The 16,107-nt window shown below is 61.1% G+C and carries 14 protein-coding genes and 1 tRNA gene; 14 read left to right on the forward strand and 1 reads right to left on the reverse strand.

Going from position 1 to position 16,107, the window contains the following annotated elements:
• The first annotated feature begins 80 nt into the window (after positions 1-80).
• Positions 81-914 carry an ABC transporter ATP-binding protein gene (locus tag BPSY_RS04640; RefSeq protein ID WP_100841078.1) on the forward strand — a complete coding sequence of 278 codons (834 nt, stop codon included), beginning with the start codon at positions 81-83 and terminating at the stop codon, positions 912-914.
• Positions 911-2,293: an FtsX-like permease family protein gene (locus BPSY_RS04645; RefSeq protein ID WP_033494636.1), complete on the forward strand. Its 1,383-nt coding sequence runs from the start codon at positions 911-913 to the stop codon at positions 2,291-2,293. Before BPSY_RS04640 ends, BPSY_RS04645 begins: the two co-directional genes overlap by 4 nt.
• Positions 2,294-2,328: 35 nt before the next feature.
• On the opposite strand, the gene BPSY_RS04650 is transcribed toward BPSY_RS04645, so the two are convergent.
• A complete protein-coding gene (locus BPSY_RS04650) occupies positions 2,329-3,273 on the reverse strand; it encodes an AEC family transporter (RefSeq protein WP_033494637.1) in 945 nt (314 codons plus the stop codon).
• Positions 3,274-3,457: 184 nt separating this feature from the next.
• Between BPSY_RS04650 and dapE the strand changes: the two genes are divergently transcribed.
• The 12 genes from dapE to rplA all read left to right on the forward strand — a co-directional run bounded on the left by dapE (position 3,458) and on the right by rplA (position 15,934).
• Entirely contained in the window at positions 3,458-4,660 is a 1,203-nt protein-coding gene (gene dapE, locus BPSY_RS04655; RefSeq protein WP_033494965.1) for a succinyl-diaminopimelate desuccinylase, read from the forward strand.
• 226 nt (positions 4,661-4,886) lie between these two features.
• Complete coding sequence (locus BPSY_RS04660; protein WP_033494638.1) at positions 4,887-7,838, forward strand: Rne/Rng family ribonuclease; 2,952 nt, start codon at positions 4,887-4,889, stop codon at positions 7,836-7,838.
• A gap of 165 nt (positions 7,839-8,003) precedes the next feature.
• On the forward strand, positions 8,004-8,312 hold the full coding sequence (gene rplU, locus BPSY_RS04665; RefSeq protein ID WP_033494639.1) for a 50S ribosomal protein L21: 309 nt from the start codon (positions 8,004-8,006) through the stop codon (positions 8,310-8,312).
• Positions 8,313-8,339: 27 nt separating this feature from the next.
• Entirely contained in the window at positions 8,340-8,591 is a 252-nt protein-coding gene (gene rpmA, locus BPSY_RS04670) for a 50S ribosomal protein L27 (RefSeq protein WP_033494640.1), read from the forward strand.
• A gap of 193 nt (positions 8,592-8,784) precedes the next feature.
• Positions 8,785-10,554 carry a GTPase ObgE gene (gene obgE, locus BPSY_RS04675; RefSeq protein WP_081884254.1) on the forward strand — a complete coding sequence of 590 codons (1,770 nt, stop codon included), beginning with the start codon at positions 8,785-8,787 and terminating at the stop codon, positions 10,552-10,554.
• A gap of 69 nt (positions 10,555-10,623) precedes the next feature.
• Complete coding sequence (gene proB, locus BPSY_RS04680) at positions 10,624-11,757, forward strand: glutamate 5-kinase (protein ID WP_033494970.1); 1,134 nt, start codon at positions 10,624-10,626, stop codon at positions 11,755-11,757.
• A 73-nt stretch (positions 11,758-11,830) separates the two neighbouring features.
• Positions 11,831-13,045: a pyridoxal phosphate-dependent aminotransferase gene (locus BPSY_RS04685; RefSeq protein WP_033494641.1), complete on the forward strand. Its 1,215-nt coding sequence runs from the start codon at positions 11,831-11,833 to the stop codon at positions 13,043-13,045.
• 170 nt (positions 13,046-13,215) lie between these two features.
• A tRNA-Trp gene (locus tag BPSY_RS04690) sits at positions 13,216-13,291 on the forward strand.
• A 32-nt stretch (positions 13,292-13,323) separates the two neighbouring features.
• Positions 13,324-13,554 (forward strand): preprotein translocase subunit SecE, encoded by a 231-nt coding sequence (gene secE, locus BPSY_RS04695; protein WP_033494642.1) that lies wholly within the window; start codon positions 13,324-13,326, stop codon positions 13,552-13,554.
• A 29-nt stretch (positions 13,555-13,583) separates the two neighbouring features.
• A complete protein-coding gene (gene nusG / locus BPSY_RS04700) occupies positions 13,584-14,519 on the forward strand; it encodes a transcription termination/antitermination protein NusG (protein ID WP_033494643.1) in 936 nt (311 codons plus the stop codon).
• A gap of 224 nt (positions 14,520-14,743) precedes the next feature.
• Positions 14,744-15,175 carry a 50S ribosomal protein L11 gene (gene rplK / locus BPSY_RS04705; RefSeq protein ID WP_033494972.1) on the forward strand — a complete coding sequence of 144 codons (432 nt, stop codon included), beginning with the start codon at positions 14,744-14,746 and terminating at the stop codon, positions 15,173-15,175.
• 66 nt (positions 15,176-15,241) lie between these two features.
• The gene (gene rplA / locus BPSY_RS04710) at positions 15,242-15,934 is read left to right on the forward strand and encodes a 50S ribosomal protein L1 (protein ID WP_033494644.1); all 693 of its coding nucleotides are present in this window, start codon (positions 15,242-15,244) and stop codon (positions 15,932-15,934) included.
• Positions 15,935-16,107 lie beyond the last annotated feature (173 nt).

Consider the following 16,107-nt stretch of genomic DNA (forward strand, 5'->3'; position numbering starts at 1 on the left):
TGACCTATCGCGGCGTGCGACGTCCCAAATCGTTCTCACTCCTGATGTTCCCGAGCGCCGTCGCCTTTTAGCATGGCGGTATGAACATACCAGAAAGTCAACAATATCCGAGGAAACAGCCTGCGGCACCGGCCCTTCCTGCGGCGGTCCAGGCGCCGGCCGGAAACGGCCAACAGGCGGTGTTGTACGCGGATGATGTGGTTATGGATTACCAGCGTGCCGCCGCTGCCAAAACCGTCCCCGGTGATGCGATGCAGCCGGTCGCGCTGAGCCAGCTGGCGCTGAGCCACGTGTCATTGGCGCTGGCGGCGGGGGAATCCCTTGCCGTCATGGGGCCCAGCGGTTCGGGTAAATCCACACTCCTGCATGTGCTGGCTGGCATATTGCGTCCCACCGCGGGCTCGGTCTATCTGAGGGGTAATGACCTGGCTCGGCTCGGTGATGCGGAGCGCACCAGGCTTCGTCGTTCGGAATTCGGCTTTGTGTTTCAGTCGGGTCAGTTGCTTCCGGAACTCCCTGCGATAGAAAACATCGCACTGCCTGTGATGCTCGGCGGGACCCCGTACAAGCAGGCCATCAGCATGGCCTTCTCCTGGTTGGACGCCCTGAGGATGACACCCCTGGCCCAGCGCAGACCCGGTGAGATGAGCGGCGGGCAGATGCAGCGCATCGCCATCGCGCGCGCATTGTGCATACGACCGAGCGTCGTGTTCGCCGATGAACCGACCGGGGCCCTCGATCGGAAGACCGGGGCCGATGTGATGAGGATTCTGACCGAGGCATGCACGCAGAACGGATCCTCTCTGGTAGTGGTGACCCATGATCCGAGTGTGGCGGCATTCTGCAGCCGCACCGTTCGGATGAGCGACGGTCTTCTGGTCGATCAGGGCGCATCGGAACGGAGCGCGAGATGAGCAGCTTCGCGTTGTGGCGTTTGTTCCATCGGGGAGGTAACCGCGGCTTCTCAAGCACCTCCCTTCTGGCCGTCATCGCCTTCGCGGCGGCGAGCGCCATATTCCTGACGGTCTTGGGGGGCGTGCATGCCTTCGTGTGGAGGTCGTCACCCTCACATGGGCTGGTGGAGGCCTTCTCCGGGCAGTCGGCACAGAGCGGCGAGAACGCCATCTACGTCATCCTGTCACTGTTCGCATGCATGTTGTTGCTGGTACCTTTCGCATCGCTTTCGGCATCGGCCGCACGACTGGCCGCAGCTCGACGGGATGCCCGTCTTGCCGCGCTGCGACTGGCCGGCGCGACCTCCGGGCAGGTTTCAAGGCTTACCGCTCTCGAAGCCGCAGGGCAGGCCTTGATCGGCTCTCTGATCGGCATGGTGCTGTATGTGGCGATGATTCCCCTGATCATGCCCCTGCATTTTCAAGGGCGTGGCTTTGCCGTTGAGGAATTGTGGGTCGGTCCTGTCGCGTTGCTCGTCGTGGCCGTGCTGATGACCGTTCTCGCCCTGATCTCGGCGCTTTCCGCACTGATGAGGGTTGTGGTCACCCCTCTCGGGGTCAGCGCCCGCGTCGCACCTGCGGCATTGCGCAAGTGGCGTTTGATCGTGTTTCTGGTGGCCATCATCGCCGCGGTCGGCATCATGAAAAGCCCCTTGTCCCGGTATTTCGGCCAGGCGGTGGCCATAGCCATCGTGTTCGGTGTGATCGCGGCATGCTTCGCCCTGGTCAATCTGATCGGGCCCTGGGTGATCGCCGCGCGAGCCAGGATGAGGATCCGGCGTCCGCGAAACGCGGCCACACTGGTGGCGATGCGTCGTGTGCTCGACAACCCCAAGCGTGCATGGCGCAATGTCTCCGGAATCGCACTCGCCGTGTTCGTGGCCGGCATCACGTCGGTCTGCGCCTATGTCGGCAGTGCCGCACAGGGCTCATCCGAGGACATGACCCTGCTGAGGGACATAGGGACAGGCGGCATGCTGACCTTGGCCTTCGCCGCGGTTCTGGCGGCAGTGTCGTGCGGGGTGATGCAGGCGGGCAACGTCTATGACCAGGCCGATCAGTATCGCATGCTGGTGCTTGAAGGTGCCGATCGCGCGACGCTGTCGAAGGCGCGCTTCATCGAGGTGTTCACTCCGCTCAAGGTCGTAGTGCTGGTTTCGGCCGCGTGCAGCATGGTGCTGATGCTTCCCCTGCTGGGTTCCGCCATGACACAGCCCCTCACGCTGCTGGGCTTCGTCGCCGGCGTGGCGTTGTGCTTTCTGCTCGTCGGGATCGGAGTGGCCGCAGCCAATCATGTGGCCAAAGGCATCGGCATCGTCGGCGAGCGCAGCGATGATTGAGTGCGGCCATACCGTCGCGAGGGCGGCGTGCCGACTCAGGTCAGCACTGCGGCGATCACGGCGATGATGACCGGTGAGGTGATGGTGCTGAGCAGTATGCCGTCGCGGGCGAAGGTCAGTCCGACGTTGTAACGGGCGGCGTAGTTGTAGACGTTCTGGCCCGTAGGCAATGCGGCAAGCACCACGCACCCGTAGAGTTCGGTGCCTCTGAAGCCGAGCAGGAAATACGCGACCAGGAATGCGATGATCGGCATGATCAGATTCTTGAGCAGCACCACGGTGGCGGTGGCACGACGGTTCGAACCTTTGCGCATCGGCCTGCTGCCACGCAGGGACATCCCGAAAGCCATCAGAATCATCGGTACGGCCGAGTCGCCTATCATGCTGATCGGTTTGAAAATCACGTCAGGGATGACGTAGTGGCCGGTTTTGGCGGCTATCGCGGAAACGATGATGCCACCGATGGAACCGAGCAGAAGAGGCTGGTGCAGCGGCTGCCTCAGCACCTCCTTGGCGGAGAATCGACCCGTCGTGCTCACATCGAGCGCGGTCAGGCCCACCGGTGTGAACAGGGCCTGCTGCATCACCAGAATCGGTGCGACCAAAGCGGGATTGCCCAGAATATACGTCGCTACCGGCAGGCCGATGTTATTCGAATTCAGATACAGCGAGTTCAGCGAGCCGATGATCGCATCGGCGGCCTTCATATGGAAGAAGAGCGAGTTCAACACCAGGAACAGCGCCCCGACCGCGAGAGCGGAAGCGAAGGCGACGATGATGCTGGGGTGGAAGATGTCCTGTATCGGCTGCTTCGACAGGATCGCAAACATCAGGCAGGGACTGGATATGAAGAAACTGAATCTGTTGAGCACCATTTGGGCCGTTGGTCCGCCGATACGGAATCGCGCGGCGATATAGCCCGCCAGGATCACGATTCCGATGACACCAAAGCCCTCCATGGCACTGATCAAACGTGGCATTATGACTCTTCCGGTGGTGTATCGCTGCATTCCATAGTGCCACACAGGCACAACAGATGGATAGGCATCTCAGCAGGTGGTCTCCAGTCGGCACCCACCAAGAGGAGGGTTGGCCACATGTAGTTAAGATAGGTGCATGGAGCCCATGACAAGCGAAGCCGAAGCCACTGAAGCCACTGAGAAGATGAAGGTCACGCTTGATGTTGACCGAGGAGCCGGGAAGGCCGAGGCGCTGTCCTCACTGTTCACCCAGATCATGCAGGTGTATTCGGTCAGTGGACGGGAAGGCGCGCTCGCCGATGCCGTGGAGGATTTCCTCTCCCGTCAATCGCATCTGCTGGTCAGACGTCTCGGAGACACCGTCGTCGCCTCCACGCGGTTCCAACGCGATTCCCGCGTGATCCTGGCGGGGCATATCGACACCGTCCCCGTCATCGACAACTTCCCTCCGAAATGGCTTGAGGCCGGAGACCCCCTGATACGTCCCGACATCGCTCGCGAGCATCCTGGCGAGCGGGTCATGTGGGGACGCGGTGCCACGGATATGAAGGCATCGGACGCGGTACTGCTGTATCTCGCCGCAACAGCCACCGACGCGGCGTGCGACCTTAGCTTCGTGTTGTACGACCACGAGGAGGTTTCGGCGGAGTTCAATGGTTTGCGTAAGGTCACGCAGGAGCGTCCCGAATGGATCCAAGGTGATTTCGCGATCATCGGTGAGCCGACCTCCTGCGGAATCGAGGGCGGGTGCAACGGCACAATCCGTTTTGACGTCATCACGCATGGCGTCGCCGCCCATTCCGCGCGTGCCTGGATGGGGGAGAACGCCATTCACAAGGCGGCGGACATCCTCAACCGTCTCAACGCCTACACGCCGGCGACGGTGAGCGTGGGTGGTCTGGAATACAAGGAGGGGCTGAACGCGACCTTGGTTTCAGGAGGCAAAGGGACGAACGTCATACCCGATGAGTGCCGCGTGCATGTCAATTATCGTTTCGCGCCGAACAAAAGCCTTGAGGAGGCGAAAAGCCTGATGATGGGCGAAGGGTCGGGCATCGTGCTGGGCGAAGGTGAGGGCACGGCTGTCGGCGGGGTGTTCGAGGGTTTCGGAATCGAGATGAAGGACGAATCCCCGGCGGCTCGCCCGGGCATGGACTCCGAACTCACCGCGTCCCTGGCCGATCTGGTCTTCGAACGCACCGGTCAGCAGGCGAAGGCGAAACTGGGCTGGACGGATGTGGCGCGATTCTCCCAGTTGGGCATCCCCGCCGTCAACTTCGGTGCAGGGGATCCCCTGCTGGCACACAAGCATGATGAGCAGATTCCCGAGTCCGACCTGCTGCTGATGGCCGATATCCTGGAGCATTGGCTTTCGTCCAGGCGCTGACGTTACACGTTGCGACGCTGAGTGTGCCATACTAGGAGACGGTGGAACTGCAAAACCACCAGTAGCGATGGCGTCGATCCCCTTGCATGAACCGCATTGCGCGTTTGCAAACGATGGTGTCCGCCTTCGCCATAGATGACTTTTTTGTAGCCTCGATGCAGCGTTCGCGCGCGGCCACGGTGAAAGCGTGGTGTGAGAATACGTCGCAGGCCAGGATGACGACGCGTTGCAGCGCGCCGCAAGGAGCATTGTGCCCATAGAACAGAACAGCGGTTCCAGCAAGGCTGGATCCCAACAACAATCGTCAACGTCGAACGATTCATTGAACTCGAGCGACGTGAATGAGTCCTCTTCGCTCGGTCAGACCGGCGAAACCCCGAGACGCCGTCGCTCAGGCAGGCGGGTGGTCCGAGTGGCCGGTGCCGCCGGAGCCGATCTGCCGGTCAAGATCGAAGTGAAGGCCGCGTCGGCAAAGGACCCCGGGCATGGCGACGTGACGCGGGATGCCCCGGGTCGCGGCGGGAGCCCGGCCCAACACGAGGAAGCGCCGGCGCGCAGCAGACGCCGCCGTGCGCCGCGCGCCACGGATGACTTGGAATTCGAAGAACCCAAGGCCACGGACGAGACGGAGCGGCAGGGGCGAAGGTCTTCGAGATCCCGTTCGGCAGGCTCTCGATCGGCACTCTCCGACACCGCCGGGTCCGATTCCCCAAGATCGGCCCGTACCGGGTCCGATCATGATGCGGCTGAGCATACCGGGTCGAATCGCACGAACTCGCATGCCGCCGATTCGAAGCGTGAACGCGACGAACGGGCCGCACGCGCCGTTGACTCAATACGCTTCCTGCAGGTGGACACCAATCATTCGAATGCCACATCGTCGGCCAAATCGGATACCGGGAAGCCGGTCCGTGGCAGGGCGATGACATCACTGCTCTTCCAGGAACCGGTCCTGCCTCTGGGCGATGCATCACGGGAGGATGCCGACGACGTCAAGTCGGATGAGGGCGATGAGCCACGTCACACCTCCAACAGGCGTGGCAAAGGTCAGCAACGACGTCAGGATTCCGGTCTTCAGCGTGAGAAGCGTGGTTCTCGGGATACGGGCGCCGCATCCGAATTCAGGGATTACGACAGCGGCGACAATGGCGAAGAGGAGCATTCCGAGCGTTCCCGACGATCGCGTCGCCTGAACGCCCAGGAGCGTCGTGCCGCGGCCGAGGTCGGACAGATCGAGGAAGACCTCGAATACGATGAGATCCCATACACGCCGATAGACGAGGAGGCGCATGCGGCGAAAGGCTCCCGTCGTAATCGCTCACGGTCTTCGGACAGCGAGGATTCCCCGCGTCGCCGGGATCGCGGCGGCGAAACGCAGCACGATGCCGAGCACGAGCATGGCGTCGAATCGGATCGTGGCGAGGGTCAGCCTGAAACGAGAAGAAGGCGGACGGTCAGCCGTGACCATGACGAGGACGAAGGCGAGTCAACGGTCACGCGCCGTCGCCGTCGTCGCCGGGGTAGTGCGAAGGCTTTGGATGAGGAATCATCAGAACTGAACGGCGGCTCCAAGCGTTCCCGTAAACAGCAGTACATCGACGAAATCACGAATATCGAAGGCTCCACCCGCCTTGAGGCGAAGAAGCAGCGTCGGCGTGACAACCGCCGTGACCGCTCACGCCAGACGCAGCTCATCGAGCAGGACTTCCTGGCTCGCAGAGAGGACGTCGACCGTGTGATGGTGGTACGCGAGAAGGAGCGTCATACCCAGATCTCAGTGCTCGAGGATGACATCCTCGTCGAGCACTATGTCTCCGATATCCAGGAAGTCGCCACCGTGGGCAACATCTACCTTGGACGTGTGCAGAACGTCCTCCCGAGCATGGAGGCCGCCTTCGTCGATATAGGTCAGGCGCGTAACGGCGTGTTGTATGCGGGTGAGGTCAATTGGGACGCCGCGCGTCTGGAAGGCCAGCCACGACGGATAGAACTGGCTTTCAGATCCGGAGACCCGGTGCTGGTGCAGGTGACCAAGGATCCCATCGGCCATAAGGGTGCACGCCTGACATCACAGGTCACTCTGGCAGGTCGCTTCCTCGTCCTGGTGCCTTCCGGCGGCATGACCGGCGTCAGCCGCAAGCTATCGGAGCATGAGCGTTCACGCCTGAAGGGCATCGTGACCAAGATCGCGCCGAAGGATATGGGTGTCATCATCCGTACCGCGGCCGACCATGCGAGCGAGGAAGCGATCACCAAGGATCTGCAGACACTGATCAAGCAGTGGGAGAGCGTGGAGAAGAAACGCGATTCCGCGAAGCACCATAAGAAGCCAAAACTGCTGAAGGGCGAGCCTGATGTGGCGATCCGCGTGGTCCGCGACATCTTCAACGATGATTTCAATGAACTCATCGTCGAGGGAGACAAGGTCTATGAGCGTATCAGCGAGTATCTCGATTCGATGGCTCCCGACCTGCGCGAGAAGCTGAGCAAATGGGATCCCGCCGATCACGAGGGCAACGACGTGTTCGACCGCTGGCAGATCGACGGGCAGCTCCGAAAGGGTATGGAGCGCCAGGTGTATCTTCCCAGCGGTGGTTCGCTGGTCATCGACCGCACGGAGGCCATGACCACGATCGACGTCAACACCGGCCGCTTCATCGGTAAGGGCAAGTCCCTTGAGGAAACCGTCACTCGGTGCAACCTTGAGGCTTCCGAAGAGATCGCCCGACAGCTCAGGCTCAGGGACATCGGCGGCATGCTGATGATCGATTACGTCGATATGGTGATGCAGGCCAATCGGGACCTGGTGCTCCGCCGACTGGTTGAGTGCCTTGCCCGCGATCGCACCAAGCATCAGGTCGCCGAGGTCACCTCACTCGGTCTGGTTCAGATGACCCGTAAGCGTGTGGGTCAGGGGCTTGTGGAGGCTTTCTCGGAGGAATGCCCGACCTGCAAGGGTCGAGGATTCATTCTGCACGATGAACCCACCGTCTCGGCATCCTACGACGATCCATACGCCGTCAAGGGAGGCGACCCCTTCGTCAAATCCACCGTGAAGCATCACACCCCGGCCAAGGAGAGCGCTCCGTCCTCGTCAAAGGGTTCCTCGCCTGACGTCAAGGCGAAGCTGGCGAAGATAGCCGCCGCCGCTCAGTCCGCATCGGAAGAGGCCGACTGAGCGGCCCAGCCGGAAGGCATGGCAGGGGGCACCGGTGTGTCGGGCGCATGACTTGACGAATTTCCATGCATGCGTGTATGTTGGATAGTCGGTGTCTAGCCATGCCTTTCATCATGTCAGGATGCTAGACCAAGAAGCAGCTTTAATAACAGGCAAGGTAGGGCTATGTACGCGATTGTGAAGGCCGGTGGCCATCAGGAAAAGGTCGAGGTCGGTGACGTTATCAGCGTCAATCGTCTTGACAACAAGAACGGTGAGACCGTCGAATTCCCGGTCGCGCTGGTCGTCGACGGTGCCAAGGTGACGGTTGCCGCCAAGGATCTCGCCAAGATCTCGGTCAAGGCCGAGGTTGTGGATGATGAGGCCAAGGGCCCCAAGATCCGTATTCAGAAATTCAAGAACAAGACGGGTGTTGCCCGCAAGCAGGGACACCGCCAGAAGCTGACGGTCGTCAAGATCACCGCGATCGCCTGATATCAGACTTCCCGGAAAGGAACAGACATGGCACATAAGAAGGGCGCTTCCGCTTCCCGTAACGGTCGCGATTCAAATGCTCAGTACCTCGGTGTGAAGAAGTTCGGCGGCGAGTCTGTTGTGGCCGGCAACATCATCGTTCGTCAGCGTGGAACCAATTTCCATCCTGGTCAGAATGTCGGCATCGGCAAGGATCACACACTTTTCGCACTCGCTGATGGCAGTGTGAAGTTCGGCGTCCGCCGTGACCGCAAGGTCGTGGATGTCGTTTCTGCCTGATTCGCACATCTTTCGTTTTTACAAGCCGCGCCCGTAATGGACGCGGCTTGCTTGTTTTATCGTGGTGGTCGGCAATTGATGGCCGTCCGGAGAGACGCATCGGTCCAGGCGACATGCCCAGAACGGATGCGTTGCGCGCAACAGGCGCGTTTGTGGGTGACTGCCGCGCATCGTTTCAGTAAGGTACATACATATGAGTGCATTCGTTGACCGCGTGACGGTCCATGTTCGTGGTGGTGACGGCGGTAACGGCGCATCCTCCATCAAGCGTGAAAAATACAAGCCGCTCGCCGGCCCTGATGGCGGCAATGGCGGAGATGGCGGATCGGTGATCTTCGTCGCCGATTCCAATGCCACCAGTCTGCTCGATTACCGTTTTCTCCCACACCGTTCCGCGGATTCGGGGACGATGGGCCTCGGCGGGGACAAGGATGGGAGCAAAGGCGAGGATGTGCTGCTTCCTGTGCCTGTTGGGACGGTGATCTTCGACGCCAAGGACGCCGCTTCGCAATCGAAGAAGAAGACAGGCGGGCAGCAGGCGAAACCACTGGCCGATCTGCGCCATCCGGGCGAACGTTTCATCGCCGCACATGGCGGCAACGGGGGGCTCGGCAACAGGGCGCTGGCGAACCGTACCAGAAGAGCTCCTGGCTTCGCCCTGTTGGGGGAGCCGGGTGAGGAGCGTGACATCCTGCTTGAGCTCAAGTCGATCGCCGATGTGGCATTGGTCGGCTTCCCGAGCGCAGGGAAATCAAGTCTGATCGCAGCCATGAGTTCCGCCAAGCCCAAGATCGCCGATTACCCATTCACCACCCTGGTCCCCAATCTCGGAGTCGTGGAAGCCGGGGATATGCGCTTCACCATTGCCGATGTACCGGGGCTGATACCGGGAGCCTCCCAAGGCAAGGGTCTCGGACTCGAATTCCTCAGACATATCGAGCGTACGGAGATCATCGCTCATGTGATCGATTGCGCGACCCTCGAAGCCGATCGTGACCCGATGGCCGATTACCGGGCATTGGAGCAGGAACTGGCGGCCTACGCCGATGCCTTGGATCTTCCTTTGGGCGTCATACCGATCGCCGAGCGGCCACGCATCGTGGTGCTGAACAAATGCGATGTGCCCGAGGCGAAGGAATTGGCCGAGTTCGTCAAACCGGAGTTCGAGTCGCTGGGGCTGCGTGTCTTCATCGTCTCGACCGCTTCCCATGAGGGTCTCAAGGAACTGCGCTTCGCCATCAGCGAGATGGTTGCGGAGTTGCGCGACAAGCTGGCCGAGCAGGAAAGCGCCCAGGAGCAGGAGCGCGTCGTCATCCGTCCTCTGGAGACGGGACGTCCTCGCCGCAGGAATGACGAGAGCGGGTTCGCCAGTGAATTCTCGATCGAACGCGAGCAGGACAGGAACGGCAATCACTGGTTCACCGTGACCGGAACGAAGCCGGAACGCTGGGTCATGCAGACCAACTTCGATAATGACGAAGCCGTGGGCTACCTCGGCGACCGCCTGGCCAAACTGGGAGTCGAGGACTCCTTGCGTCGCGCCGGGGCGCATCCCGGCGATGAGGTGCATATCGGCAGAGGCAAGAACTCCGTTGCCTTCGATTGGGATCCGACGATCAGCGCAGGCGCCGAAATGCTTGACGGCGAACCGATGGTGTCAAGAGGCAAGGATCTGCGCCTGCAGGATCAGGACGGTTATGCACGCAGAAGAAGTAATGCCGAACGCCGTGAGCAGTATCACGAGATGATGGATGCGCGGCAGGCGGTGCGCGATGCGATGATGGCTGAACGCAAGGCCGGGCATTGGGCCGATCCATCCGTGGCGGACGATCCGGAGGGCAAGGCATATGCGCTGAACCGTGATGGGGCGCAGCCCGTGGATACCCAGAGGGACGACGACGCAGTCGAGACGGCGGATGACGCCGGCACCGACGCCGATGCCGGGAAGAACACCGAGCAGTAGAGATCCGGCGCGGGAAGCGTGCAAAGCCCACTGCCCATCGAGGATACGAGGAAAGGAACGGAGTCGACCATGTCAACACCGTCGCAGGCGCAGGTGCGTTCGCGAATAGCCCAGGCGCGCACTGTTGTGGTCAAGGTCGGGTCGAGTTCGCTGACTTCCCCCACCGGACATCTGGATGCGAGCCGCCTGTTCGCGCTGACCGGCGCCCTTGCACAGATGTCGGCGATGGGAGCCCGCGTGGTTCTGGTGTCCTCCGGTGCCATCGCAGCGGGTTTCGGCCCCCTGGGATTCCCCGCGAGACCGAGTGATGTCGCCACCCAGCAGGCTGCGGCCTCCGTGGGACAGGGCCTGCTGATGGCCCATTACGAATCCGCCTTCGGTCGTTTCGGCATCAGGGTGGGCCAGATACTGATTACGGCGCAGGACACGATACGAGCCACGCAGTACCGCAATGCGCAACGCACCCTGGAGCGTCTGCTGGATCTGGGCGTGGTCCCGATCGTCAACGAGAACGATGCGCTTGCCAGTAACGAGATACGCTTCGGAGACAATGACCGGCTTTCGGCATTGGTCGCCAACCTCGTGCGTGCCGACGCCCTGGTGCTGCTCACCGACGTGGACGGTCTGTACACGGCGCCGCCCTCCCGTCCCGGGGCGAGGAGAATCGCCTACGTTCCGGATGTGCTGAGCGTTCTTGACGATATCGAAGTCGGCGGTTCAGGTTCACACGTCGGTACCGGTGGCATGATCACCAAACTGGAGGCCGTGCATGTGGCGACCGCCTCCGGGATTCCGGCCATACTGACCAGCGCCCTGAACGCGGGGCCGGCCCTGCTCGGCGATCCGGTCGGAACGGCATTCGCACCATTGAAGAGACGTGGTTCCTCACGAAGGCTGTGGATTGGTTTCGCGGCGTCCCCGCGAGGCGATCTGATCGTCGATGACGGCGCTGCCAAGGCGATACGAGGCGGACGAGCAAGTCTGCTGGCTGCGGGCGTCGTCAGCGTCGATGGTGAGTTCTCCGCGGGCGACCCCGTGTGGATCAGCACCGAGGAGGGCGAACATCTGGCGAAGGGCCTGGCGGGTTTCGATTCGGAGGAAATCCCACAGATGCTCGGGTCGAACAGCGCGCAGCTGCGCCGCGAATTGGGTGATGAATACGCGCACCCCCTGGTGCATCGCGACGATCTCGTTCTGGTCTGAGACGACACCACTGCCGCTCGGGGACACGCACCCTTCGTTTTCGCATGCTGGCGTTACAGTGTAAGCCATGAGCATGGCAGCATGGCAGAACCTCAGTGACCGGATCAACATCGTTTCACCAAGCGCGACCCTCGCAGTGGATTCCAAGGCGAAGGCGATGAAGGCATCGGGAGTCGATGTGATCGGCTTTGGTGCCGGTGAGCCCAACTTCCCCACGCCTCAGGCCATAGTCGATGCGGCCGCGGAGGCGTGCCGCGATCCGAGGAACCACCGGTACACGCCGACCGCAGGACTTCCCGAGCTGCGTGAGGCGATCGCGGCGAAAACGCTGAGGGACTCCGGATATGAGGTCGACCCTTCACAGATCGTGGTCAGCAACGGCGGCAAGCAGGCCGTGTATGAAAGCTTTCAGATTCTGCTCGATCCAGGTGATGAGGTCATCATTCCCGCACCCTTCTGGACGAGCTATCCCGAAGTGGTGAAACTGGCGGGTGGCAAGCCTGTCGAGGTGCTGTCCGGTCACGACCAGCAATTCATCCCGACCATCGAGCAGCTTGAACATGCCAGAACGCCGCGTACCAAGGCCATCATCCTCAACTCCCCCTCGAACCCCACGGGTGCGGTGTGGGACGAAGAACTCGTCCGCGCGGTGGGGCAATGGGCCCTCGACCACCATCTGTGGGTCATATCCGATGAAATATACGAGCACCTCACCTATGACGGTGCGCATACGTCGTATGTCGGTGCCTTGGTGCCCGAGGTGCGCGGGCAGCTGCTCGTTCTCAACGGTGTCGCGAAGACCTATGCGATGACCGGTTGGCGTGTGGGATGGCTCATAGCGCCGCCGGAGGTCGCGAAAGCAGCAGGCAAGCTGCAAGGGCATATGACGTCGAATGTCTCGAATGTCTCTCAGCGCGCCGCGCTCTGCGCCGTTTCGGGTGGCCTCGAAGAGGTTTCCCACATGCGCGCCGCCTTCGATATCCGCCGTAAGGCAATCTCCTCAGCTCTGAACGCGATTCCTGGTGTCTCATGCACGGTTCCGCAGGGGGCGTTCTATGCCTTCCCGAACGTCGAGGCACTGCTCAACACCCCGCTGGGGCCCAATGCCTCCCGTGCCGCGTCGTCCTCGGAGTTGGCGGCGTTGCTGCTGGAGGAGGCGCATGTGGCCGCAGTGCCGGGGGAGGCCTTCGGGGCCCCGGGTTACCTCCGTTTCTCCTATGCCCTCTCCGATGAGGATCTGATCGAAGGTATGCGCCGCATGCAAGGATGGGTGACCACGCGGATCTGAGAGGTATGGGCCGCATGCGTGTTCTTTCGCGCGTCAAGGGACTTCCGGAAGGCCGTCACCGCCCGAGTGGACGAATTCCCTCAGCCACGCTAGACTGTTCACTTGGCGGTTTTGCCCGATATCGTGAGGCCGTTTTCGTGCGATGCGAGTAACATGGGCAAAGTTCTCCTAGGGAAGTGGCGCAATTGGTAGCGCAACGGTCTCCAAAACCGTAGGTTGTGGGTTCGAGTCCCGCCTTCCCTGCCAGTGGATTGGCAACCAGCAAACAAAGGACAGATATGGCGAAGGCAACTGAGTCCGATGAGAAGTCACTCAAGCCGAACTTCTTCATGCGTATCGGTCTGTTCATCAAGCAGATCATTGATGAGTTGCGCAAGGTCGTCACGCCGACACGTAAGGAGCTGCTGCTCTGGTCCATCGCTGTGTTTGTCTTCGTGCTGTTGCTGATGCTGTTCGTTACGGCAATGGACTTTGGATTGGGCAAGCTCGTACTGTGGTTGTTCGGGTGATATGCGATTTGTGCAGAGGGATTTAGATAATGACTGATGATCAGAATGTTGTAGACAACGAGGCTGTGGACGACAATGTTGTCGACAACGAGGCGCCGATCGCTGATGAAGAGCTGACCGAGGCCGCGCAGGTCGAGTCAGGACTCGGCAGCGACGCGGAACCGACACCCGATCAGGATGCGCTCGGACAGAGCGATGCGCAAGCCCCGGCCGATGACGAGCAGGATGTCGTCGCGGACGATGATTCCATTGCCGAGACACAGGCCGAATCCGCCGCACCGGAAGCATCGGCTTCGTCGGAAGACGACGACGCCCAGGATGCCGATGAGGAGGGCGAAGCGGTTGACGATGCCGGTCAGCTCGCGGTGAAGGCCTTCTCAAAGCAGCTGCGCACCCTCGAAGGCAAATGGTATGTCCTGCATACCTACTCAGGCTATGAGAAGCGCGTCAAGGCAAACGTCGATTCCCGTGTCGCATCATTCGGTCTCGAGGACAAGATCTTCCAGGTCGAGATTCCGATGGAGGAAGTCGAAAAGCACACCGACAAAGGCAAGAAGATCGTCACTCGTGTGCGTGTCCCCGGATATGTGCTGATCCGTATGTGGCCGGATGAGGATGCCCGCCGCATCGTCCGTGAAACCGAAGGCGTGACCGGCTTCGTCGGTCCGTCCAAGGAGCCTGCGCCCCTCAGCCGCAAGGAAGTCGTGCAGATGATGGCACCGATGATCGCTTCCGAAGCGTTGAAGGAGGCGGGTGACAAGCCCGCAGCCGCCAAGAAGCGTCAGGTCGAGGTCTCCTACGCCGTCGGCGATCAGGTCACCGTCATCGACGGACCATTCGCCACCATGCCCGCGGTCGTCTCCGACGTTGAGGCGCAAACCCAGAAGCTCACCGTTCTGGTGTCGATTTTCGGCAGGGACACGCCTGTGGAGCTCGGCTTCGAACAGGTCGAAAAACTCTCCTGACACGCTTCCGGGCGCGTCACAGACCATACATCAAGGGTCCAGCTGTGCATTCGATGCAGCTGGACCCTTCGTGTATGATTCTCCAGGTGTGCCATTGTCCTGAGTGCTTGGCACAATAGGAAAGCTTGTGACAGGCGGAGGTTTCGCCGTCGCAGAAGAACTATCAGTTGCGGGAGGAAGCAATGCTTCCGTTCGCACCGCTTCACAGAAAGAAGAACCAGAACATGGCTCCTAAGAAGAAAGTCTCAGCGCTGATCAAGCTCGAGATTCAGGCAGGCAAGGCCAATCCGGCCCCCCCGCTGGGTCCGGCCCTGGGTTCGCATGGCGTGAACATCATGGACTTCTGCAAGGCATATAACGATGCCACGAAGGACAAGATGGGCCAGGTCGTCCCTGTCGAGATCACCGTATTTGAGGATCGTACTTTCACCTTCATTCTGAAGACTCCTCCGGCTGCGGATCTGCTTCGCAAGGCTGCTGGTGTTGCCAAGGGTGCCGCGAATCCGCTGACCACCAAGGTCGGCTCCGTCACCAAGGCGCAGGTCAAGGAAATCGCAGAGATCAAGATGGCTGATCTGTCGGCTCGCGACGTCGAGGCCGGCATGAAGATCATCGAGGGCTCCGCCCGTTCCATGGGCATCACCGTAACCGACTGAATTTATCCGTTGTGAGCGGAAGGGCAAACGCTTGCCCGCACCGCGACTGCTGAATAGGAGAAGCAGATGACCAAGCGTTCCAAGCAATACCGCGAGGCGGCCGAAAAGGTCGATCGCAACAACCTGTACACGGCCAATGAGGCCATCGCACTGCTCAAGGGCCTACCGAAGCGCGGCTTCGACGAGACCGTTGAGGCCGTATACCGCCTCAATGTGGATCCACGCAAGGCCGACCAGCTCGTGCGCGGCACCGTGAATCTTCCTCACGGCACCGGCAAGACCGCACGCGTGGTGGTCTTCGCCCGTGGCCCGCAGGCGACGGCGGCTCTCGAAGCCGGAGCCGACGAAGTCGGTGATGACGAGCTCATCGCCAAGGTCGCAGCCGGATACACCGATTTCGATGCCGTTGTGGCAACGCCTGACATGATGGGCAAGGTCGGCCGTCTGGGTCGTGTGCTCGGGCCTCGTGGCCTGATGCCAAACCCGAAGACCGGCACCGTGACCATGGATGTCACCAAGGCCGTTGCGGACATCAAGGGCGGCAAGATCGAGTTCCGTGTCGACAAGCACGGCAACCTGAGCTTCCTCATCGGCAAGCTTTCCTTCGAGGAGAGCGCTTTGGACGAGAACTTCAAGGCCGTCGCCGACGAAGTCAAGCGTCTCAAGCCAAGCACCGTCAAGGGCCGTTACATCACCAAGGCGACCATCACCTCAACGATGGGTCCGGGCGTTCCGCTCGATCCTTCCATCCTGGGCTGATATCACCTAAGGAACTTGATCAACGGGGTCTGAACCGATGGGTTCAGACCCCGTTTCATATGCAGGCGGCTCTCGGCATCATGGCATCAGCGGATGTCGCGCCGAAGGGAGTGCACGGCACGGGAACGCGTGGGCAGCAGGACGGGCGACCGCCTGATGGATCAGGAAGCCGC

The sequence above is a fragment of the Bifidobacterium psychraerophilum genome (assembly GCF_000741705.1).
In the GTDB taxonomy this organism is placed as follows: Bacteria; Actinomycetota; Actinomycetes; order Actinomycetales; family Bifidobacteriaceae; genus Bombiscardovia; species Bombiscardovia psychraerophila.

Coding starts and splice junctions, on each gene's coding strand:
- dapE (WP_033494965.1), top strand. CDS start 3,458: ATGAAGGTCACGCTTGATGTTGACCGAGGAGCCGGGAAGGCCGAGGCG.
- BPSY_RS04650 (WP_033494637.1), bottom strand. CDS start 3,273: ATGCCACGTTTGATCAGTGCCATGGAGGGCTTTGGTGTCATCGGAATC.
- rplU (WP_033494639.1), top strand. CDS start 8,004: ATGTACGCGATTGTGAAGGCCGGTGGCCATCAGGAAAAGGTCGAGGTC.
- rplK (WP_033494972.1), top strand. CDS start 14,744: ATGGCTCCTAAGAAGAAAGTCTCAGCGCTGATCAAGCTCGAGATTCAG.
- nusG (WP_033494643.1), top strand. CDS start 13,584: ATGACTGATGATCAGAATGTTGTAGACAACGAGGCTGTGGACGACAAT.
- proB (WP_033494970.1), top strand. CDS start 10,624: ATGTCAACACCGTCGCAGGCGCAGGTGCGTTCGCGAATAGCCCAGGCG.
- BPSY_RS04640 (WP_100841078.1), top strand. CDS start 81: ATGAACATACCAGAAAGTCAACAATATCCGAGGAAACAGCCTGCGGCA.
- rplA (WP_033494644.1), top strand. CDS start 15,242: ATGACCAAGCGTTCCAAGCAATACCGCGAGGCGGCCGAAAAGGTCGAT.
- BPSY_RS04645 (WP_033494636.1), top strand. CDS start 911: ATGAGCAGCTTCGCGTTGTGGCGTTTGTTCCATCGGGGAGGTAACCGC.
- BPSY_RS04685 (WP_033494641.1), top strand. CDS start 11,831: ATGGCAGCATGGCAGAACCTCAGTGACCGGATCAACATCGTTTCACCA.
- rpmA (WP_033494640.1), top strand. CDS start 8,340: ATGGCACATAAGAAGGGCGCTTCCGCTTCCCGTAACGGTCGCGATTCA.
- obgE (WP_081884254.1), top strand. CDS start 8,785: ATGAGTGCATTCGTTGACCGCGTGACGGTCCATGTTCGTGGTGGTGAC.
- secE (WP_033494642.1), top strand. CDS start 13,324: ATGGCGAAGGCAACTGAGTCCGATGAGAAGTCACTCAAGCCGAACTTC.